This window comes from Pseudomonas sp. GW821-FHT09D08, assembly GCF_059416305.1.
This window is the reverse complement of record NZ_JBWKOX010000006.1, coordinates 25497-47129: the sequence shown is the minus strand read 5'-3', so window position 1 is coordinate 47129 and position 21633 is coordinate 25497. Positions and strand designations below refer to the sequence as shown.

The following is a 21633-nucleotide window of genomic DNA, read 5'->3' as shown; positions in this document are numbered from 1 at the left end:
GATCACCAGCACCTGAAGCTGGCGTGTCTACCAATTTCACCACCTGGGCAACATCAACAACGTTGCCGTCGTCGATGGCGCGCACTATACGGAGCGGTTTTTTAGCTGTAAACCCCCGCTATGAAAAAAACCTGGAAAATTTCGCCAATGGTCGTGCAAGGTGCGCGGCGAGGGCTGTAAAAGGCTTTTAAACGCTTGTTGATGCCTGAAATTTCCCGTTTCAATACGCGTATGCCAAACTAACCCGCATATAGACAAGGTGAAAAATCTCTAATGGCCGATTGGCAGTCCCTCGATCCCGAGGCCGCTCGTGAAGCGGAAAAATATGAAAACCCTATTCCTAGCCGCGAACTGATCCTGGCGCACCTCGCCGATCGGGGTTCGCCTGCTAGCCGTGAGCAGCTGGTCGAAGAGTTCGGTCTGACCACCGAAGACCAGCTCGAAGCCCTGCGCCGCCGCCTGCGTGCCATGGAGCGCGATGCTCAACTGATCTACACCCGCCGTGGCACCTATGCACCCGTGGATAAGCTCGACCTGATCCTCGGCCGCATTGCCGGCCACCGTGACGGTTTCGGCTTCCTGATCCCGGATGACGGCAGTGATGACCTGTTCATGAGCCCGGCGCAGATGCGTCTGGTGTTCGATGGCGACCGTGCCCTGGCGCGGGTTTCCGGCCTGGACCGTCGTGGTCGCCGTGAAGGCGTGATCGTCGAAGTGGTGTCCCGTGCCCACGAGTCCATCGTCGGCCGCTACTTCGAAGAAGGCGGTATCGGCTTTGTTGTGCCGGATAACCCGAAGGTCCAGCAGGAAGTGCTGATCACCCCGGGCCGCAATGGCGCTGCCAAGGTCGGTCAGTTCGTCGAGGTGAAAATCACCCACTGGCCCACTGCGCGCTTCCAGCCCCAGGGCGATATTGTTGAAGTGGTCGGCAACTACATGGCGCCGGGCATGGAAATCGACGTCGCGCTGCGCACCTACGATATTCCTCACGTCTGGCCTGAGGCTGTGCTCAAGGAAGCCGCCAAGCTCAAGCCGGAAGTCGAAGAGAAGGACAAGGAAAAACGCATCGACCTGCGCCATCTGCCGTTCGTCACCATTGACGGTGAAGATGCCCGCGACTTCGACGATGCGGTCTACTGCGAAGCCAAGCCCGGCAAGCTGCGCCTGTTCTCCGGCGGCTGGAAGTTGTTCGTCGCGATTGCCGACGTCTCCAGCTATGTGAAGATCGGTTCGGCCCTGGATAACGAGGCCCAGGTACGCGGCAACTCCGTGTATTTCCCTGAGCGCGTGATCCCGATGCTGCCCGAGCAGCTGTCCAATGGCCTTTGCTCCCTGAACCCGAAAGTCGACCGTTTGGCCATGGTTTGCGAGATGACTATCTCGAAAACCGGCGAAATGACCGATTACCAGTTCTATGAAGCGGTCATCCACTCCCAGGCGCGCCTGACCTACAACAAGGTCAGCACCATCCTGGAACAGCCGAAAACCAGCGAAGCCAAGGCGTTGCGTGGTGAGTACGGGCATGTGGTGCCGCACCTCAAGCAGCTGTACGCGTTGTACAAAGTGTTGCTGGGTGCCCGTCATGTGCGTGGCGCGATCGATTTTGAAACCCAGGAAACCCGGATTGTCTTCGGTTCCGAGCGCAAGATCGCCGCGATCACCCCGACCACCCGTAACGATGCGCACAAGCTGATCGAGGAATGCATGCTGGCGGCCAACGTGGCCACCGCTGAATTCCTGAAAAAGCACGAAATCCCTGCGCTCTACCGTGTGCACGATGGTCCGCCACCGGAGCGCCTGGAAAAACTGCGCGCGTTCCTCGGCGAGCTGGGCCTGTCCCTGCACAAAGGCAAGGACGGCCCGACGCCGAAGGACTACCAGGCACTGCTGGCCAGCATCAAGGACCGTCCGGATTACCACGTGATCCAGACCGTGATGCTGCGCTCCCTGAGCCAGGCGGTGTACAGCGCCGATAACCAGGGCCACTTCGGCCTGAATTACGAGGCGTACACCCACTTCACCTCGCCGATTCGCCGTTATCCGGACTTGCTCACGCACCGCGCAATCCGCAGCGTGATCCATTCCAAGCAGAACACCCCGCACGTCAAGCGTGCCGGTGCCATGACCATTCCGAAGGCGCGGATCTACCCGTACGACGAAGCGGCCCTGGAACAGTTGGGCGAGCAGTGCTCCATGAGCGAGCGCCGCGCCGACGAAGCCACCCGCGACGTGGTGAACTGGCTCAAGTGCGAGTTCATGAAGGACCGCGTGGGCGAGTCGTTCCCAGGCGTGATCACCGCCGTGACCGGCTTTGGCCTGTTCGTCGAGCTGACCGACATCTACGTCGAAGGCCTGGTGCACGTCACCGCCTTGCCGGGTGACTACTACCACTTCGACCCTGTGCACCACCGCCTGGCGGGCGAGCGTACCGGTCGCAGCTTCCGTTTGGGCGATACCGTGGAAGTGCAGGTCATGCGCGTCGATCTCGACGAGCGCAAGATCGACTTTGGCATGCCTGACAAGCCCGCTGAAGCGCCGGGCCGTAAAAAGCGTGGCAGCGAAACGACCGCGCCTGCAAGCAAAGGCAAAGGCACTCCCGCCAAAGCGGCAGTTGCAGAGCCCGCTCCAGCCAAGGCCGGGCGCCGTCCAGCAGCCAAGGACAAAGCGCCCGAGGCCTACCGCCCAAGCGACGCGGCGGCGAAAAACGCCGAACTGCGCAAGAGCCGTGAGTTGAAGCAGCAGTTGCTCAACGAAGCCAAAAGCGGTGGTAAAGCGGCGTCTGGGGGAAAGTCCCAAGGGGCGGAAAAGCCGTCGAGCAAGCCCAGTAAACACCGTAAAGGCCCGCCAAAAGCGGGTTCGGCCCCCGCGAAAAGCGGCGGTTCGCGCAAACCTAAGGCCAAGTCATGAGTCTGGAAAAAATCTACGGCGTCCACGCCGTAGAAGCACTGCTGCGTCACCACCCTAAGCGCGTCAAGCAAGTCTGGCTGGCCGAAGGCCGCAGCGAACCGCGCGTACAGGCGTTGGTCGAGCTGGCCACCCAAAACAAAGTCGCCATCGGCCAGGCCGAACGGCGTGAAATGGACGTGTGGGTCGAAGGCGTTCACCAGGGTGTGGTGGCGGACGTCAGTCCGAGCCAGGTCTGGGGCGAAGCAATGCTCGATGAGCTGCTCGACCGTACCGAAGGTGCACCGCTGCTGCTGGTGCTGGACGGCGTGACCGACCCGCACAACCTCGGCGCGTGCCTGCGCTCGGCCGATGCTGCGGGTGCGCTGGCGGTGATTGTGCCGAAGGACAAGTCGGCTACTTTGACGCCGGTGGTGCGTAAAGTCGCCTGTGGCGCGGCGGAAGTGATTCCGCTGGTGGCCGTGACCAACCTGGCGCGCACCCTGGAGAAACTCCAGCAGCGCGGCCTGTGGGTCGTGGGCACGGCGGGAGAGGCCGAGGTCAGCATTTATGACCAGGACCTCACCGGCCCGACCATCCTGATCATGGGGGCCGAAGGCAAGGGCATGCGTCGCCTGACCCGTGAACATTGCGATTACCTGGTGCACTTGCCGATGGCCGGTAGTGTCAGCAGCCTGAACGTGTCGGTTGCGACCGGTGTGTGCCTGTTTGAGGCCCAGCGTCAGCGTGGTGCCAAGGCCAAGGCGAAGAAGTAATTCCAAGCCTGGCGTAGAACCAACATGTGGGAGGGGGCTGTCCCCTCCCACATTTGCTTTTGTGGTGCCTGGGCGATTGTTCAAATAATCACCAATCACCTTGCGCCCGTTCTTCCCCTTCTCTACAATTGCGCCCCTTGCCTTCCTGGCAGGCACCGATGTGCCTCCCTGCGGCAAGATCCATAAGTGTCATTCACTCCTTGTCTGACCGTTTTTGAGCGGCAGGCTACAACCCGTAAGGAGCATTCATGCGTCATTACGAAATCATCTTTTTGGTCCACCCGGATCAAAGCGAGCAAGTCGGCGGCATGGTTGAGCGTTACACCAAGCTGATCGAAGAAGACGGCGGCAAAATCCACCGTCTGGAAGATTGGGGTCGTCGTCAACTGGCCTACGCAATCAACAATGTTCACAAGGCTCACTACGTGATGCTGAACGTTGAGTGCACTGGCAAGGCCCTGGCCGAGCTGGAAGACAACTTCCGCTACAACGATGCAGTGATCCGTAACCTGGTCATCCGTCGCGAAGAAGCCGTTACCGGCCAATCCGAGATGCTCAAGGCTGAAGAAAACCGCAGTGAGCGCCGTGAGCGTCGCGACCGTCCTGAGCACGAAGGCGCTGATAGCGCTGATAGTGATGACAGCGACAGCAGCGATAACGCTGACGAGTAATCCACGGACCTTATTAAGGAGCCTATCAAATGGCACGTTTCTTCCGTCGTCGTAAGTTTTGCCGCTTCACCGCTGAAGAAGTGAAGGAGATCGACTACAAAGATCTCAACACTCTGAAAGCCTACGTATCCGAGACCGGCAAAATCGTTCCAAGCCGTATCACCGGTACCAAAGCACGTTATCAGCGTCAGCTGGCTACCGCTATCAAGCGCGCCCGCTTCCTGGCCCTGCTGGCCTACACCGACAGCCACGGCCGCTGAGACCGGGCAGTCGACAAGTAGTAAGGGATTGAATGCATGCGCGCCTTAGCTGAGTTCATCATGCGCGGTCGTGTGCAGGCCACTCTGGTAGTGGCTGGATGTGCAGTGTTGCCGTTGTTGTTCTGGTTGGGTGCCGCCGCGGGTTGCCTTGTGCTCCTGCGGCGCGGTTCGGACGCCTTGAGCGTCCTGGGTCTGGGGTTGTTGTCAGTGTTGGTGAGCTGGCATTTCCTGCAAGACCCGACAGCACTTCTGGTGCTGTTGGGGAGTTGCAGCCTGGCGTTGGTTTTGCGCGCCGGGCATTCCTGGAATCGCGTGCTGCTGGTCAGCACGGCCGTGGGGTTGTTGTGTGCGGTGAGCCTGGGGACCGTCTTCGGTTCCTTCATCGAGTCGCTGGCGCAGACGTTTCAACACGTCTTGCCGCTGGTGATGGGTGAGTCTTACGAGAAGTTCTCGGCAGACCAGAAAGCAGCACTCGCTTCACTGGCAGTTCCGATGTTGATCATTTCGACAGCGGTTTCGGTGCAGGTCTTTAGTGTGTTGTGCCTGATTCTTGGGCGCTATTGGCAGGCGTTGTTGTATAACCCCGGCGGTTTCGGAAGCGAGTTTCGCGCAATCCGGATCCCCAAGCGCGTTGCGCTGTCACTGCTGGCCGTCATGTGCGTTGCCCCGTTTATCGGGTGGCACACCTTGATCCTGTTGCCGTTGTGCGGTGTACCGCTGTTCTTCGCTGGCTTGTCCCTGATTCACGGGCTTGTCGCGCAGAAAAGACTGGCCAGTTTCTGGCTGGTGGGGATCTACGTCACCGTCCTGCCGCTCATGCACTTGATCGGTCCGTTACTCGTGGTCTTGGCCATTGTCGACAGCCTGATTGATTTTCGCGGACGTTCTGCGCCGAAAGACGCCGATAACGCGAACGGTGAAGGTTAAAAGTTAGAGGATTTTCACATGCAACTGATCCTTCTGGAAAAAGTCGCCAACCTGGGCAACCTGGGCGACAAAGTGAACGTTAAGGCCGGCTACGGTCGTAACTACCTGCTGCCATACGGCAAAGCCACCGCTGCAACCGCTGCCAACCTGGCTGCGTTTGAAGAGCGTCGCGCTGAGCTGGAAAAAGCAGCAGCAGACAAGAAAGCTTCGGCCGAAACTCGCGCTGCCCAACTGGCTGAGCTGGAAGTGACTATCACTGCCACCGCCGGTGACGAAGGCAAGCTGTTCGGTTCGATCGGCACCCACGACATCGCTGATGCACTGACCGCCTCCGGCGTTGAAGTGCAGAAGAGCGAAGTTCGTCTGCCGAACGGCACCATCCGCAACGTAGGCGAATTCGACGTAGCCGTGCACCTGCACGCCGAAGTTGAAGCCACCGTACGCGTTGTCGTGGTAGCAGCTTAAGTCGCACCTAACTGACTGGCACCTCGTGTGCCGGGCAGTTAACATCGGGCACGATCCTGTTTACAGGTCGTGCCTTTTGTTTTTCTACAATCCCCTAATTCCAAGTGGCCATGAACGATATTTCAGCTCCTGAGCAATACGATCTGCAAACCGCTGCCCTGAAGGTGCCGCCGCATTCCATCGAGGCCGAACAGGCCGTGCTCGGTGGCCTGATGCTGGACAACAACGCCTGGGAACGCGTGCTGGATCAAGTCTCGGACGGTGATTTCTATCGTCATGACCACCGCCTGATCTTCCGTGCCATCGCCAAGCTGGCCGACCAGAACTCCCCAATCGACGTGGTGACCCTGGCCGAGCAGTTGGACAAGGAAGGCCAGACCTCCCAGGTCGGTGGCCTGGGCTACCTGGGTGAGCTGGCAAAAAACACGCCGTCCGTCGCCAACATCAAGGCCTATGCCCAGATCGTTCGCGAGCGCGCCACCCTGCGCCAGTTGATCGGCATCAGCACCGAAATCGCCGACAGCGCCTTCAACCCCGAAGGCCGCACCGCCGCCGAAATCCTTGATGAAGCCGAGCGCCAGATCTTCCAGATCGCCGAAGCGCGCCCGAAAACCGGCGGCCCGGTCAGCGTCAACGACCTGTTGACCAAGGCCATCGACCGCATCGACACCTTGTTCAACACCGACAACGCCATCACTGGTATTTCCACCGGCTACACCGACCTCGACGAGAAGACCAGCGGCCTGCAGCCGTCCGACCTGATCATCGTCGCCGGCCGTCCATCCATGGGTAAGACCACCTTTGCGATGAACCTGGTGGAAAACGCCGTGTTGCGCAGCGACAAGACCGTCCTGGTGTACTCCCTCGAGATGCCAGGCGAATCGCTGATCATGCGTATGCTGTCGTCCCTCGGCCGTATCGACCAGACCAAGGTGCGTGCCGGTCGCCTGGAAGACGACGACTGGCCGCGCCTGACCTCGGCGGTCAACCTGCTCAACGACCGCAAGCTGTTTATCGATGATACCGCCGGTATCAGCCCGTCCGAGATGCGTGCACGTACCCGCCGCCTGGTACGTGAGCACGGCGACATCGCCCTGATCATGATCGACTACCTGCAATTGATGCAGATCCCGGGCTCCAGTGGTGATAACCGGACCAACGAAATTTCCGAAATTTCCCGGTCCCTCAAGGCCCTGGCCAAGGAATTCAACTGCCCGGTAGTCGCCCTGTCCCAGCTCAACCGCTCCCTGGAACAACGTCCCAACAAGCGCCCGGTGAACTCCGACCTGCGGGAATCCGGAGCGATCGAGCAGGATGCCGACGTGATCATGTTCGTGTACCGCGACGAGGTGTATCACCCCGAGACCGAGCACAAAGGCATTGCCGAGATCATTATCGGCAAGCAGCGTAACGGCCCGATCGGCTTTATCCGCCTGGCGTTCATCGGTAAATACACGCGCTTCGAGAACCTGGCGCCGGGCAGCTACAACTTCGACGACGACGAATAACCCGTCTGCTCAATTCCGACCATTACCGTCGGAATTGGTCAAAATTTGTGCTATATTCCGCGCCCGCGATTTTTCATCTCAACACCGGTCACCGTCATGCAAACAGCCAAGCCGTTATTTGACTATCCCAAGTACTGGGCCGAATGTTTCGGTCCTGCGCCATTCCTGCCGATGAGCAGGGAGGAGATGGATCAGCTTGGCTGGGATTCGTGCGACATCATCATCGTCACCGGTGATGCCTACGTGGACCACCCGTCGTTCGGCATGGCCATCATCGGCCGGCTGCTGGAGTCCCAGGGCTTCCGCGTCGGGATCATTGCGCAGCCGAACTGGCAGTCCAAAGACGACTTCATGAAACTGGGCGAGCCGAACCTGTTCTTCGGCGTCGCGGCCGGCAACATGGACTCGATGATCAACCGCTACACCGCCGACAAGAAAATCCGTTCCGACGACGCCTACACCCCTGGCGGCATGGCCGGCAAACGTCCGGACCGCGCCAGCCTGGTGTACAGCCAGCGTTGCAAGGAAGCCTACAAGAACGTGCCGATCGTACTCGGCGGCATCGAAGCGTCCCTGCGCCGCATCGCCCACTACGACTACTGGCAGGACCGCGTGCGCAACTCGATCCTGATCGACGCCACCGCCGATATCCTGCTGTACGGCAACGCCGAGCGGGCTATCGTCGAAGTCGCCCAGCGCCTGTCGTGGGGCCACAAGATCGAAGACATTACCGATGTGCGCGGCACCGCGTTCATCCGTCGCGATACTCCAGCCGGCTGGTACGAAGTGGATTCCACACGTATCGACCGCCCGGGTAAGGTCGACAAGATCATCAACCCGTACGTCAACACCCAGGACACCCAGGCCTGCGCCATCGAGCAGGAAAAGGGGCCGGTCGATGATCCGGAAGAAGCCAAGGTCGTGCAGATCCTGGCCAGCCCGCGCATGACCCGCGACAAGACCGTGATCCGCCTGCCCTCGGTGGAAAAAGTCCGTGGCGACGCCGTGCTCTATGCCCACGCCAACCGCGTGTTGCACCTGGAAACCAACCCAGGCAACGCCCGCGCCCTGGTGCAGAAGCACGGCGAAGTGGACGTGTGGTTCAACCCGCCGCCGATTCCGATGACCACCGAAGAAATGGACTACGTGTTCGGCATGCCTTACGCCCGTGTTCCGCACCCGGCGTACGGCAAGGAGAAAATCCCAGCCTACGACATGATCCGCTTCTCGGTGAACATCATGCGTGGCTGCTTCGGCGGCTGCACCTTCTGCTCTATCACCGAGCACGAAGGCCGGATCATCCAGAACCGTTCCGAAGAGTCGATCATTCGCGAAATCGAAGAGATCCGCGACAAGGTTCCAGGCTTCACCGGTGTGATCTCTGACCTCGGCGGCCCGACTGCGAACATGTACCGCATTGCCTGTAAGAGCCCGGAAATCGAATCCGCGTGCCGCAAGCCGTCGTGCGTGTTCCCCGGCATCTGCCCGAACCTGAACACCGACCACTCGTCGTTGATCCAGTTGTACCGCAGCGCCCGTGCATTGCCGGGGGTGAAGAAGATCTTGATCGCTTCCGGCCTGCGCTACGACCTCGCGGTCGAGTCGCCGGAATACGTCAAGGAGCTGGTCACCCACCACGTCGGTGGCTACCTCAAGATCGCCCCGGAACATACCGAGGAAGGTCCGCTCAACCAGATGATGAAGCCGGGCATCGGCAGCTATGACAAGTTCAAGCGCATGTTCGAGAAGTACACCAAGGAAGCGGGTAAGGAGCAGTACCTGATCCCTTACTTCATCGCCGCCCACCCGGGCACCACCGATGAAGACATGATGAACCTGGCCCTGTGGCTCAAGGGCAACGGCTTCCGCGCCGACCAGGTGCAGGCGTTCTACCCGTCGCCGATGGCCACCGCGACCGCGATGTACCACTCGGGCAAGAACCCGCTGCGCAAGGTCACCTACAAGAGCGACGCGGTGACCATCGTCAAGAGCGAGGAGCAGCGCCGCCTGCACAAGGCGTTCCTGCGTTATCACGATCCAAAGGGCTGGCCGATGCTGCGTGAAGCGTTGACCCGCATGGGCCGTGCCGACCTGATCGGGCCGGGCAAGGACCAACTGATCCCGCTGCACCAGCCGAGCACCGACAGCTACCAGAGCGCCCGTCGCAAGAACTCGACGCCGGCTGGCAGCCACAAGGTCGCCAAGGAAACCACCACCAGGATCCTCACCCAGCACACCGGCTTGCCGCCCCGTGGCAGTGACGGCAGCAACCCGTGGGACAAGCGTGAGCAAGCCAAGGCTGCGGCCCAGGCGCGTAACAAGCAGGCGGCCAAGGAACGCAGCGATGCGGCCAAGGGCAAGGGCGGCAAGCCGGCCCGCAAGCCGGTGGTGCCGCGTTGATCGTCGCTTGAAAATGCAAACGCCAGCCTTGTGCTGGCGTTTTGCTTTCTAGGCGGTGGGGAGGCTGTTTGGTAAGGTGGCGCCCATTAAATCGCTATCGGGGGCTTGCCCCCGATAGCGTCAGTCCAGTCTCCACCCCTTCAAGGAAGATCACCCCATGAGCAACCCCCTGCTCAACATCGGCATGGACTCCAACCGCTCCCAGTTCATGGCGCGCCAGCGCATCGAAAGCCAGATCAACCTGCCACGGCTGTTCGCGGCCATCGACGCGGACCCCCGCATCGTCGGCGCGGGAGTGGTGTATATCGACGCTGACTTCAATGTCATTACCCTGCGCGAATTCAAGCCCATCTGCAGCATCAAGCCCAAGCGCATCATTTTGCGTGAAGCGCAGAAGTACATTGCGCCAACACAGTTTGCTCAACATGTCGTGAGCAATCCTCGAGAATCGCGACTGATTGGCGAAGCCGTGAATACCGGAATCTCCTGCTTGGGGGCGGTCATCAGTTGGGCTGCGATCGCCAGTGGAACCATTCTGGTGCCTTTCAGCGCTGGCGCCAGTTCCGTCATCGTTGTAGTGGGGTATGCGGCTGCCGGCGCAAGTACGCTTCAGTGTTTCAACGGCATTGCCCGAACAGCGCTGGAAGTCGCCAAACCTGAGGTCAAGGATTCGCTCGACAGTGAAGGCTGGTACCAGAATGCGTCCATCGTGCTGGACGCCGTATCACTGGCAGGCGTGGGCGCTTCGGCCCTGACGACGGTCAAGCTGGTCAGGGCCGCCAAAGCATCGACGGGCAAGAGCCTGCGTGATGTGCTTCGCGGTTTGAATCGCCAGGAAAGAGCCAAGCTGACGAAAGAGCTGCTGAGCATCAACCATCCCAGCTTGACCGCGAAGATGATCAAATTGAGGCAGGCGTCGGGCGAACTCACCAAGCGTTTCACCCCTACGCAGCTCAAGCACAGCACCACTACCCAGATCAAAGACGTCCTGGGCGCAAGCGTTGGGTTTGGCGGGAGTGCCTACTCCGGAAACGTCAACACCATCGCGATTGGACTGTACGAGGAGGTAAGCGAATGAGCGAATTGATGACGCTACGCGACTTTTTCAGACAATACTTTCTGACGTTTATGGGCGGCGTATTTGCTGCGTGTTTTTCTTTGGCGTTGGCTGTGGCGCTGGCGTTCATCACCTATTTTCGTGATGCGCCGATGGCTCAAGTGGGGCTCAAGATCATGTCTGCCGGGGCGCTGCTCATTCTGTTGACGGTCCATAGCAACTTTATGATTTTGCGGGGCCGACCCTCATGGGTGTGGGGAATGGTCGGTATCTATGTCGCCTGTCTACTGTTTGTAGTTCCGATGGTTCAATTCCAGCCTCACAAAGTCCTTTATGGGTTGGCGCTGTTATTCCCATTGCTCGGATTATTGACACTTAACAGCAAGGTTCAACGAGAGATGCGCACGAAACTCGTGGGAATCCGTCGCATTCGGCAGGCGGTTAAACCAACCGTAATCGCAAAGCGCAAAACCCGTTGATTGGGTAGATTCGCCACCCATCCTCACATTAACGCCACAAATATGTGCGGCGCCTGCACCACGACACCACCGTCGGCGCCGTTTTGGTGCTGTACTGCACCGGGTCTTACGATAAAGCGCAATGACCGCCGCTCTGGCATAAGTCTTGCGCGCGTTGTGTCCATGCCCTGGCTCGCAGGAGGCCGCCGTGTCGATTCATGTCGCATTGCACCACGTTACGCATTACCGCTACGACCGCGCGGTCGAACTCGGCCCACAGATTGTGCGTCTGCGTCCGGCGGCCCATAGCCGTACGCGGATTTTGTCCTACGCGCTCAAAGTGCTGCCCGAGCAGCATTTCATCAATTGGCAGCAGGACCCCCAGGGCAATTACCTGGCGCGTCTGGTGTTCCCGGAAAAGACCGATGAACTGCGCATCGAGGTTGACCTGGTCGCCGAGATGGCGGTGTTCAACCCGTTCGATTTTTTCCTTGAGCCCTACGCCGAAAAAATCCCCTTCAGCTACGCCGCCGATGAACAGCGCGAGCTGGCGCCGTACCTGGAAACCTTGCCGCTGACGCCGAGGTTTGCCGCCTACCTGACGGGTATCGACCGCACGCCGCTGCCGGCCGTGGACTTTCTGGTAGGTCTCAACCAGCGCCTGGCCGCCGACATCGGCTACCTGATCCGCATGGAACCGGGGGTGCAAACCCCTGAATTCACCCTGGAAAACGCTTCCGGCTCCTGCCGTGATTCGGCCTGGCTGCTAGTGCAATTGCTGCGCAACCTCGGGTTGGCGGCGCGGTTTGTGTCCGGTTATCTGATCCAACTGACCGCCGACGTCAAAGCCCTCGACGGCCCCTCCGGCACCGAAGTCGACTTCACCGACCTGCACGCCTGGTGCGAAGTGTATTTGCCCGGTGCCGGCTGGATCGGCCTGGATGCCACCTCCGGGCTGTTCGCCGGTGAAGGGCATATCCCGTTGGCCTGTAGTCCCGATCCATCGTCCGCCGCGCCGATCAGTGGGCTGGTGGAACCCTGCGAGTGCGAATTTACCCACGAGATGTCGGTGGAGCGCATCTGGGAAGCGCCACGGGTCACCAAGCCCTACACCGAAGAGCAATGGCTGGCGATCCAGGCCCTGGGCCGGCAGATCGATGGCGACCTGCTCAAGGATGATGTACGCCTGACCATGGGCGGCGAGCCGACCTTCGTCTCCATCGACGACCCTGACGGCGCCGAGTGGAACACCGCAGCCCTCGGGCCGGACAAGCGGCGCTTGTCCGCCGAGCTGTTCCAGCGCATGCGCAAGCACTACGCACCCAAGGGCCTGGTGCACTTCGGCCAGGGCAAGTGGTACCCCGGCGAGCAATTGCCGCGCTGGTCGCTTAACTGCTACTGGCGCCGTGACGGCGTGCCCATCTGGCACAACAGCGCGCTGATCGCCGATGAACAACAGGACTACGGCGCCGATGGCGTAATGGCCGGGCGCTTCCTGGCCAGCGTGGCCGAGCGCCTGAAGTTGCCGGCGCGCTTTGTATTCCCGGCCTACGAAGACAATTTCTACTACCTGTGGCGCGAAGGTGCGTTGCCGCAAAACGTCACGGCCCAGGACCCGCGCTTGAGTGACGAGCTGGAGCGCGAACGCCTGCGCAAGGTGTTCAGCCAGGGCCTGGATAAAGTCATCGGCCAGGTACTGCCGCTGGCGCGTACGGCGGCCAATGACCGCTGGCAGAGCGGGCGCTGGTACCTGCGCGATAACCATTGCCGCCTGGTGCCGGGGGATTCGCCGCTGGGCTATCGCCTGCCGTTGGCCTCGCAGCCGTGGGTGACGGCGGCGGAGTATCCGTTCGTGCACCCCACCGACCCTAACCAGGATCAGCCGGAACTGCCGACCAGCGCGCAACTGCAAAGCCATGGCGAAGCTGCGTCGAGCGACGAGCGAGTGCCCGAGGTCGACGAGTCCGCCGACTGGCTGACCCGCACCGCCCTCTGCGCCGAAGCGCGGGAAGGGCGCCTGTACCTGTTTATGCCGCCCCTGGAACGCGTCGAGGATTACCTGGAACTGGTGGCCGCCATCGAAGCCACTGCCGAGGAGTTGCACTGCCCGGTGCTGCTGGAAGGCTACGAACCACCGTTCGATATGCGCCTGAGCAACTTCCGCGTCACGCCGGATCCGGGGGTGATCGAGGTCAACGTACAGCCGTCCGCGACCTGGGACGAGTTGGTGGAGCGCACCGAATTCCTCTACGAGGAGGCGCGGCAAACCCGGCTGACCACCGAGAAGTTCATGATCGACGGCCGCCACACCGGCACCGGCGGCGGTAACCACTTTGTTCTGGGGGGCGCGACGCCCAAGGACTCGCCATTCCTGCGCCGGCCCGACCTGCTGCGCAGCCTGATCAGCTATTGGCATAACCACCCCTCGCTGTCGTACCTGTTTTCCGGCCTGTTTATCGGCCCGACCTCCCAGGCACCGCGGGTGGACGAAGCCCGCAACGACGCGCTGTATGAGCTGGAAATCGCCTTTGCGCAAATGCCGCAGCCGGGTGAAGAATGCCCGCCGTGGTTGGTGGATCGCCTGCTGCGCAACCTGTTGATCGACGTGACGGGCAATACCCACCGCGCCGAATTCTGTATCGACAAACTCTACTCGCCCGACGGTGCCACGGGCCGCCTGGGCCTTCTCGAGTTGCGGGCCTTTGAAATGCCGCCCCACGCACGCATGAGCCTGACCCAGCAATTGCTGCTGCGGGCTTTGGTGGCGCGCTTCTGGCGTGAACCCTATGCGCCGCCGAAACTGGCGCGCTGGGGCACCGAACTGCATGACCGCTTCCTGTTGCCGCACTTTATCGAGCAGGACTTTGCCGATGTGATCGTCGAGTTGAACGCCGCCGGTTACCCATTGCGGGCCGAATGGTTCGCCGCGCACCTGGAGTTCCGCTTCCCCAAGGTGGGCGATTACGCCGTCAGCGGGATCGAGCTGGAACTGCGCCAGGCCCTGGAGCCTTGGCATGTACTGGGCGAAGAGGGCGCGGTGGGCGGCACGGTGCGCTATGTGGATTCGTCCCTGGAGCGCTTGCAGGTGAAGGTGAGCGGGCTGCCGCCGCAACGCTACCTGCTGACCTGCAATGGCATCCCGGTGCCGCTGCAACCGACCGGGCGCATCGGTGAGTTCGTCGCCGGCGTGCGTTACCGCGCCTGGCAACCGGCCAACTGCCTGCAACCGACCATCCCGGTGCACGCGCCGCTGGTGTTCGACCTGCTGGACACCTGGATGCAACGCTCCCTGGGCGGCTGCCAGTACCATGTTGCGCATCCGGGCGGGCGTAACTACGACAGCCTGCCGGTGAATGCCAATGAGGCGGAGAGCCGGCGCATGGCGCGGTTTTTCCGTCTCGGCCATACACCTGGCAAGCTCACCGTGCCGAGTGTTGTGATCAATGACGAATTGCCGATGACCCTGGATCTGCGGCGTCACCCCAATAAAAATGACTAAAAGCGATCCAGATGTGGGAGGGCGCTTGCTCCCTCCCACCTTAGATTGCAGTGAATTTGAATTAAACTGAGCCCCTTTGCCTCTGCCGAGCGTTCCATGCCCGACTTGCTCGACCAATACCCGCTGACCGCGGGTACTTATCACGAACTGCTGGACGACAGTGGCGCAGTACGCGCCCATTGGCAGCGCTTGCTCGATCACCTGCAACGCAGCACACCCGCGCAACTGGCCCAGCGCCAGGCGCTGCTGACAAGGCAGATCCAGGAAAACGGCGTCACCTATAACGTCTACGCCGACCCCAAGGGCGCCGATCGCCCGTGGGAACTGGACTTGCTGCCCCACGTGCTGGCGGCCGATGAGTGGCAGCATTTGTCGGCCGGTATCGCCCAGCGTGGGCGCTTGCTCAACGCGGTGCTGGCGGACCTGTACGGGCCGCAACGCTTGATCAAGGAAGGCCTGCTGCCGGCCGAGTTGGTGTTCGGGCATAACAATTTCCTCTGGCCATGCCAGGGCATCCAACCGCCCGACGGTGCGTTTCTACACCTGTATGCCGTGGACCTGGCGCGTACCCCGGATGGCCGCTGGTGGGTCACCGCCGACCGTACCCAGGCGCCTTCGGGCGCCGGTTATGCGTTGGAAAACCGCACCATCGTGTCCCGCGCCTTCCCGGACCTGTACCGTGATCTGCAGGTGCAGCACCTCACCGGTTTCTTCCGCACGCTCCAGGAAACCCTGGCCCGCCAGGCGCCGAGCGATGACCAGCCGCCGCTGATCGTGCTGCTCACCCCTGGGCGTTTCAACGAAAGCTATTTCGAACACCTGTACCTCGCGCGCCAGCTCGGCTACCCGCTGGTGGAAGGCGGCGACCTCACGGTGCGCGACAGCACGGTGTTCCTGAAAACCCTCAGTGGCCTGCGCCGGGTGCACGCGATCATGCGTCGCCTCGACGACGATTTCTGTGATCCACTGGAATTGCGCACCGACTCCGCTCTCGGCGTGCCCGGCCTGCTCGACGCCGCGCGCCAGGGCAATGTGCTGGTGGCCAATGCCCTGGGCAGCGGCGTGCTGGAATCCCCCGGTTTGCTCGGCTTTCTGCCCAGGATCAACCAGTTCCTGTTTGGCGAAGAGTTGATCCTGCCGTCCATCGCCACCTGGTGGTGCGGTGAGGCGCCGGTGCTCGCCGAAGCCCTGGAGAAACTGCCGGAACTGCTGATCAAACCAGCGTTTCCGTCGCAAAGTTTCACCCCGGTATTCGGTCGCGACTTGAACGACGAGCAACGCCAGGCCCTGGCCGAACGCATGCGTGCGCGGCCGTACGCCTACGTTGCCCAGGAGCTGGCGCAACTGTCCCAGGCACCGGTGTGGCACACCGTGGAGGATCACCTGCAACACCGCGCCATCGGCATGCGCGTGTATGCCGTGGCCAGCGCGGAGGGCTACCGCGTACTGCCCGGCGGCCTGACCCGCGTGGCGGCCGACGCCGATGCCGAAGTGGTGTCGATGCAGCGCGGCGGCGCCAGCAAGGACACCTGGGTGCTGGGCGAACGTGCCAGCAGTGGCGAGCATTGGCGCGCCCAACGCGCGATCGGTGCACACGACCTGGTGCGCCGCGACCCTTATCTGCCGTCCCGCGTGGTGGAAAACCTGTTCTGGTTCGGCCGTTACTGCGAACGCTGCGACGACAGCGCACGCTGGCTGCGCATCGTGCTGGCGCGCTATGTCGACGGCGATGACCCCCTGGCCTTGCAGGCGGCGGTCGAGTTGGGTGAAAACCTGCGCCTGCTGCCGGAGGAGGGCGAGTTGCCCGAGCGTTTGCAGGCGGCCTTGCTCGGCGACGATTGGCCGTCGAGCCTGCGCGCCAACCTGCAACGCTTGCAGTGGGCGGCGTCCCAGGTGCGCGGCAAGTTGTCCCGTGAGAACTGGCAGGCCCTGGTCGAGCTGCAGCGCGAAGCCCTGGAGCTGGAGAGCGAAAGCCCGGATTTTGGTGAGTTGCTGGACTTTCTCAACCGCTTGGTGATGTCCCTGGCGGCACTGTCCGGGTTTGCCCTGGACGACATGACCCGCGACGAAGGCTGGCGCTTCCTGATGATGGGCCGGCGTATCGAGCGCCTGCAATTTCTCAGCAGCAGCCTGGCGGCATTCCTGCGCGGCGTGGCGGTGTTCGACCAGGCGGGGCTGGAGTGGTTGCTGGAGCTGGGCAACAGCAGCATCACCTACCGCTCGCGCTACCTGGCGGTGCCGCAGCTGATTCCGGTCCTGGATTTGTTGTTGCTGGATGAACAGAACCCCCACGCGGTGCTGTTCCAGCTGAAACTGGTGAGCCGTACCCTGCGCCGTCTTAATGATGATTTCGGTGTGCCACGGGAGACCGGGTTGGCGCCGTTGGTGGAGCGCCTGGCGCGTTTCGACCTGGCGTGCCTGGAGAACCCGTTGTTTGGCGAATCCAGCGTGCGTGCTGCACTGGAAGGCCTGGCCGACCTGCTGCAGGCGGTCGCCGATGAGAGTGGGCAGGTGTCGGATCGTCTGGCTTTGCGCCACTTTGCCCATGTGGATGATGTCAGTCAGCAAACGGTGTCGGTGTGATGAGTGCGCGCTACCAGATTTTCCACGATACCCATTACCACTACGACAGCCCGGTGTCCCTGGCCCAGCAGCTCGCGCATTTATCGCCGAGGCCGTGCGCCTGGCAGCGTTGCAGCGCCCAGCAACTGGATATCAGCCCGCTGCCGTCCGCACGCCGGGATGAGCTGGACGTGTTCGGCAACCCGATCACCCGCCTGGCGTTCGAGCGGCCCCATGATGAATTACTGGTCAATGCCGGTTTGACCGTGGAAGTGCTGGCGCGGCCGGTGCTGGATTTCCAGCAGTCGCCCGCCTGGGACCAGACCCGCGACAGCCTGACCTACAGCAGCCAGCCACTGTCGCCCGAGTTGATCGAAGCCTGTCGCTATCGCTTCGAATCGCCCTACGTGCACCTGAAGAAGACCTTCGTCGAGTTCTCGGAAAGCTGTTTTCCCCCTGGCGCGCCCTTGCTATTGGGGGTGCAGGCCTTGATGGAAAAGATCTTCAGCGAATTCACCTTCGATGCCGAAGCCACCCAGGTCGCCACGCCACTGGTGGAAGTGCTGGAGCGCCGACGCGGCGTGTGCCAGGACTTCGCCCACCTGATGCTCGCCTGCCTGCGCTCGCGCGGCCTGGCGGCGCGTTACATCAGCGGCTACCTGCTCACCCAGCCACCGCCCGGCCAGCCACGGCTGATTGGCGCCGATGCCTCCCACGCGTGGGTCTCGGTGTATTGCCCGGTATCGGGCTGGGTGGATTTCGATCCGACGAACAATGTGCAGCCGGCACTGGAGCACATCACCCTGGCCTGGGGCCGGGACTTCTCCGATGTGTCGCCGTTGCGGGGGGTGATTCTGGGGGGAGGGAGCCATGACCCGGAGGTGCGGGTGACGGTGATGCCGCTGGTGTAGGAGCGAGCTTGCTCGCGAAGAACCTGAGGGCGCCGCGTTGATCCTGGCTTCCCGCGTTATCGTTGACGTTCTTCGCGAGCAAGCTCGCTCCTACAGTAAATAATTATTCAGCTGGATCTTTTGGTGTTTCAGTCTCGTCGTTCGTTACTTCACCATCAGCATCCGGGTTGAGTGCGCCCGCTTCTTCATCTACCGCGGCTTTCTTGCGTTGCAGTTTTTCCTCTTTCTTCTGTTCCTTGGCCAAGTCTCTCTGACGTTTGGCGAAGGAGTAATTAGGTTTGGCCATGGGCGATCCTCTAGGGTCGAAGGTGAGGGTGGCGGCGCGCAGCTGCCTTGGGACGACATGGTAGCAGCTTCAAGGGGCGCTTGGCCTTCACTTACCGCAGGCGTACGCGGCCAGGAGGCCATTGAACAGTTGGTTGAGGTGCATGGCTCGGGCTCCAGTGGGTGATGGGCCGATCATAGACAGCCTGCGGCACTTTGGCTGGTTGATTGTGTCGATAAGTCTGATAGCCTAAAGTTGTATACAATCTGTTGATTCAGGTCATAAGAGTTTTTGCCTGCCTCAGGCACCCTTGTCGCATTACGCGTTGTTTAAACCCTGCCTTGGAGATTCACATGTTTGCCAAACTCGTTGCTGTTTCCCTGCTGACTCTGGCCAGCGGCCAGTTGCTTGCTGCAGAGTGCAAGGTCACCGTCGACTCCACTGACCAGATGTCCTTCAACACCAAGGAAATCACGATCGACAAGAGCTGCAAGACGTTTACCGTTGAGTTGACTCACTCCGGCAACCTGCCGAAAAACGTCATGGGCCATAACTGGGTGCTGACCAGCGCCGCCAACATGCAGCCGGTTGCCACTGATGGCATGGCTGCTGGCATCGACAAGAACTACCTGAAAGAGGGTGACGATCGCATCATCGCCCACACCAAGATCATTGGTGCCGGCGAGAAGGATTCGGTGACCTTCGATGTCTCGAAACTGGCGGCCGGTACGGATTACGCGTTCTTCTGCTCGTTCCCAGGCCACATCTCGATGATGAAGGGCACTGTGGTCGTCAAATAAGACCGCGTTATCGTTTATCGGGAGCAAACCCCCGCCCACGCTTGAGTTGTGAACACATTCAAATGTGGGAGGGGGCTTGCCCCCGATAGCGGCCTGCCAATCAACACACCCCTATCTGGCTCACCTCAAGGCGCAAACGGCATCACTCGCTTGTGCTCGGTCTTGCGGTACGTCTCGCAAATAATCCGGAACGCTTCCTCGCGCACCGGCTCACCGTGCAGGAACGCGTCGATCTCGGCATAAGTCACGCCATGTGACGCTTCATCCGGTTTGCCTGGCGACAGGTCTTCCAGATCGGCCGTCGGCACCTTCTCCACCAACGACTCCGGCGCACCAAAGAACCGCGCAATCGCGCGTACCTGGTTCTTTACCAGCCCGCTCAACGGCGCCAGGTCGCAGGCGCCATCACCGAACTTGGTGAAAAAGCCCATCACCGCTTCCGCCGCATGGTCGGTACCGATCACCAGGCCGCTGGCCGCGCCGGCGATGGTGTACTGCGCCACCATGCGCATGCGCGCCTTGGTGTTGCCGAGCACGAAGTCGCGGGACACCGCCGCCTTGCCTTCAAACGCCGCTACTTCATTGGCCAGGGCTTTCACCGCCGGGCCGATGTTCACGGTGTGGCGCTCGTCCGGGTCGATAAAGTCCACCGAGGCCTGGGCATCGATTTCATCGAACTGGGTTTCGTAGGGCAGGCGCACGGCGATAAAGCGGTAGGCCTCGTCACCGGTGCGGGAGCGCAGTTCCTGCATCGCGCGTTGGGCCAAGAGGCCGGCAGTCAGGGAGTCAACGCCGCCGCTGATGCCCAGCACCAGTGTCTTGAGCCCGGAATTGCGCAGGCAATCCTGGATAAACGCCACGCGCCGGGCAACTTCGGCCTCGAGGGCGGCTTGGTCCTTGAACGGCGCTTGGACCTTGAGCTGTTCAGCAATCTCACGCTGTACGGCTTGCATGATTCACTCCTTGCTAGAGATGGCAGGTACTTTGAAAACATGACGCAAATAGGCGACAAAATTCGGGTCGGTGCAGTGGGTCTTGCCCGCTTCATCCGAGATCTTCGCGACGGGCTGACCATTGCAGGCGGTCATTTTAAGCACGATGCTCATCGGTTCCACCCCTGGAATATCGCAGGTCAGGTTGGTGCCGATGCCGAAGCTCACATTAATGCGACCACGCAGCGCGCGGAATATTTCCAGGGCCTTGGGCAGCGACAGGCTGTCGGAGAACACCAGGGTCTTGCTCATCGGCTCGATGCCCAACTTATGGTAGTGGGCGATGGCTTTTTCCGCCCACTGCACCGGGTCGCCGGAGTCGTGGCGCAGGCCGTCGAACAGTTTGGCGAAGTACAAGTCGAAGTCGCCGAGGAACGCGTCGGTGGTGATGCAATCGGTCAGGGCGATACCCAGCAGGCCACGGTATTCGCGGACCCAACAGTCGAGGGCGGCGATCTGGCTGTCGATCAGGCGCGGGCCCAGTTGCTGGTGGGCCATGATCCATTCATGGGCCATGGTGCCCAGTGGCTTCATATCGAACTCGCGGGCCAGGTGTACGTTGCTGGTGCCGACAAAACGCCCGGGGAAGTCATGTTTGAGCACGCTGACCACCTCTTCCTGCACGCGGTACGAGAAGCGTCGGCGCGTGCCGAAGTCGGCCACTTGCAGCTCGGCCAGCTCGTCGCTGCTGGCGTTGGCCGTCAGCCAGTCGAACTTGCGGTACAGCTGCTCGCGGGCCTGTTCGAGGATCACCGTCTGGTAACGGTAGCGGTTGCGCACTTCGCTGACGATCGCCAGCATCGGCACTTCAAACAGAATCACATGCAGCCACGGCCCGCGCAGGCGGATAAACAACTCGCCGTTCTCGATGCCGGTCTGCACATAGCGCAGGTTGAAGCGAAACAGTCCGAGAAAGCGCAAAAAATCCGGCTTCATAAAGCTGATGCGCTCCAGGAACCCCAGTTGGTCCGGGCTCAGGCTCAGCTCGGCCAGGCGCTCGATCTGGTAGCGGATCTCCGCGAGGTACGGGCGCAGGTCTTCGCTGTTGCGGCAACGAAACTCCCATTCAACTTCCACATTGGGGTAGTTGTGCAGCACCGCCTGCATCATGGTCAGCTTGTAGAAGTCGGTGTCGAGCAAGTTCTGCACGATGCGATCGGCAAACACACTCTCGCTCATAACGGGAATCTCCAGACAGG

17 protein-coding genes and 1 tRNA gene (1 of these 18 cut by a window edge) are annotated in these 21633 nt (G+C 61.2%); 14 read left to right on the top strand and 4 right to left on the bottom strand.

Features of this window, described 5'->3' with window-relative positions:
- A tRNA-Leu gene (locus AC07OP_RS13240) sits at nt 1–49 on the bottom strand (it extends 138 nt beyond the left edge of the window).
- Between the two features lie 224 nt (nt 50–273).
- Here AC07OP_RS13240 and rnr point away from each other — a divergent pair.
- The 13 genes from rnr to AC07OP_RS13175 all read left to right on the top strand — a co-directional run bounded on the left by rnr (nt 274) and on the right by AC07OP_RS13175 (nt 18377).
- Nucleotides 274–2907 (top strand): ribonuclease R, encoded by a 2634-nt coding sequence (rnr, locus tag AC07OP_RS13235; RefSeq protein WP_495101325.1) that lies wholly within the window; start codon nt 274–276, stop codon nt 2905–2907.
- On the top strand, nt 2904–3659 hold the full coding sequence (gene rlmB / locus AC07OP_RS13230; RefSeq protein ID WP_010213600.1) for a 23S rRNA (guanosine(2251)-2'-O)-methyltransferase RlmB: 756 nt from the start codon (nt 2904–2906) through the stop codon (nt 3657–3659). Before rnr ends, rlmB begins: the two co-directional genes overlap by 4 nt.
- A gap of 248 nt (nt 3660–3907) precedes the next feature.
- Nucleotides 3908–4330, top strand: a complete 423-nt coding sequence (rpsF, locus tag AC07OP_RS13225; protein ID WP_003171371.1) for a 30S ribosomal protein S6 — start codon at nt 3908–3910, stop codon at nt 4328–4330.
- A 29-nt stretch (nt 4331–4359) separates the two neighbouring features.
- Complete coding sequence (rpsR, locus tag AC07OP_RS13220; RefSeq protein WP_003171373.1) at nt 4360–4590, top strand: 30S ribosomal protein S18; 231 nt, start codon at nt 4360–4362, stop codon at nt 4588–4590.
- Nucleotides 4591–4626: 36 nt separating this feature from the next.
- Nucleotides 4627–5517 carry a YybS family protein gene (locus tag AC07OP_RS13215; RefSeq protein WP_065925619.1) on the top strand — a complete coding sequence of 297 codons (891 nt, stop codon included), beginning with the start codon at nt 4627–4629 and terminating at the stop codon, nt 5515–5517.
- An 18-nt stretch (nt 5518–5535) separates the two neighbouring features.
- Nucleotides 5536–5982 carry a 50S ribosomal protein L9 gene (gene rplI / locus AC07OP_RS13210; RefSeq protein ID WP_003171376.1) on the top strand — a complete coding sequence of 149 codons (447 nt, stop codon included), beginning with the start codon at nt 5536–5538 and terminating at the stop codon, nt 5980–5982.
- A 110-nt stretch (nt 5983–6092) separates the two neighbouring features.
- On the top strand, nt 6093–7490 hold the full coding sequence (gene dnaB, locus AC07OP_RS13205) for a replicative DNA helicase (protein ID WP_017526410.1): 1398 nt from the start codon (nt 6093–6095) through the stop codon (nt 7488–7490).
- Nucleotides 7491–7586: 96 nt separating this feature from the next.
- A complete protein-coding gene (locus tag AC07OP_RS13200; protein WP_027607690.1) occupies nt 7587–9890 on the top strand; it encodes a YgiQ family radical SAM protein in 2304 nt (767 codons plus the stop codon).
- Nucleotides 9891–10047: 157 nt separating this feature from the next.
- Nucleotides 10048–10968, top strand: coding sequence for an Ssp4 family T6SS effector (gene ssp4, locus AC07OP_RS13195; RefSeq protein ID WP_115486395.1), 921 nt, complete (start codon nt 10048–10050; stop codon nt 10966–10968).
- Nucleotides 10965–11426, top strand: coding sequence for a hypothetical protein (locus tag AC07OP_RS13190; protein WP_495101324.1), 462 nt, complete (start codon nt 10965–10967; stop codon nt 11424–11426). Before ssp4 ends, AC07OP_RS13190 begins: the two co-directional genes overlap by 4 nt.
- Before the next feature lie 187 nt (nt 11427–11613).
- On the top strand, nt 11614–14904 hold the full coding sequence (locus AC07OP_RS13185) for a transglutaminase family protein (RefSeq protein ID WP_495101323.1): 3291 nt from the start codon (nt 11614–11616) through the stop codon (nt 14902–14904).
- A 96-nt stretch (nt 14905–15000) separates the two neighbouring features.
- A complete protein-coding gene (locus AC07OP_RS13180) occupies nt 15001–17487 on the top strand; it encodes a circularly permuted type 2 ATP-grasp protein (protein WP_495101322.1) in 2487 nt (828 codons plus the stop codon).
- Nucleotides 17487–18377, top strand: a complete 891-nt coding sequence (locus AC07OP_RS13175; protein WP_495101321.1) for a transglutaminase family protein — start codon at nt 17487–17489, stop codon at nt 18375–18377. The genes AC07OP_RS13180 and AC07OP_RS13175 overlap by 1 nt, the downstream gene beginning before the upstream one ends.
- Nucleotides 18378–18480: 103 nt before the next feature.
- Here AC07OP_RS13175 and AC07OP_RS13170 read toward each other — a convergent pair whose 3' ends face one another.
- A complete protein-coding gene (locus tag AC07OP_RS13170) occupies nt 18481–18663 on the bottom strand; it encodes a hypothetical protein (protein WP_027607695.1) in 183 nt (60 codons plus the stop codon).
- 332 nt (nt 18664–18995) lie between these two features.
- Here AC07OP_RS13170 and azu point away from each other — a divergent pair, with 332 nt between their 5' ends.
- Nucleotides 18996–19442: an azurin gene (gene azu / locus AC07OP_RS13165; protein ID WP_495101320.1), complete on the top strand. Its 447-nt coding sequence runs from the start codon at nt 18996–18998 to the stop codon at nt 19440–19442.
- Nucleotides 19443–19567: 125 nt separating this feature from the next.
- Here the strand turns inward: azu and nadE are convergent, their stop codons facing one another.
- Together nadE and pncB are read right to left on the bottom strand one after the other, a co-directional pair.
- Complete coding sequence (gene nadE, locus AC07OP_RS13160) at nt 19568–20395, bottom strand: NAD(+) synthase (protein WP_027607697.1); 828 nt, start codon at nt 20393–20395, stop codon at nt 19568–19570.
- 3 nt (nt 20396–20398) lie between these two features.
- Nucleotides 20399–21613: a nicotinate phosphoribosyltransferase gene (gene pncB / locus AC07OP_RS13155; protein WP_065947132.1), complete on the bottom strand. Its 1215-nt coding sequence runs from the start codon at nt 21611–21613 to the stop codon at nt 20399–20401.
- Nucleotides 21614–21633: the final 20 nt, after the last annotated feature.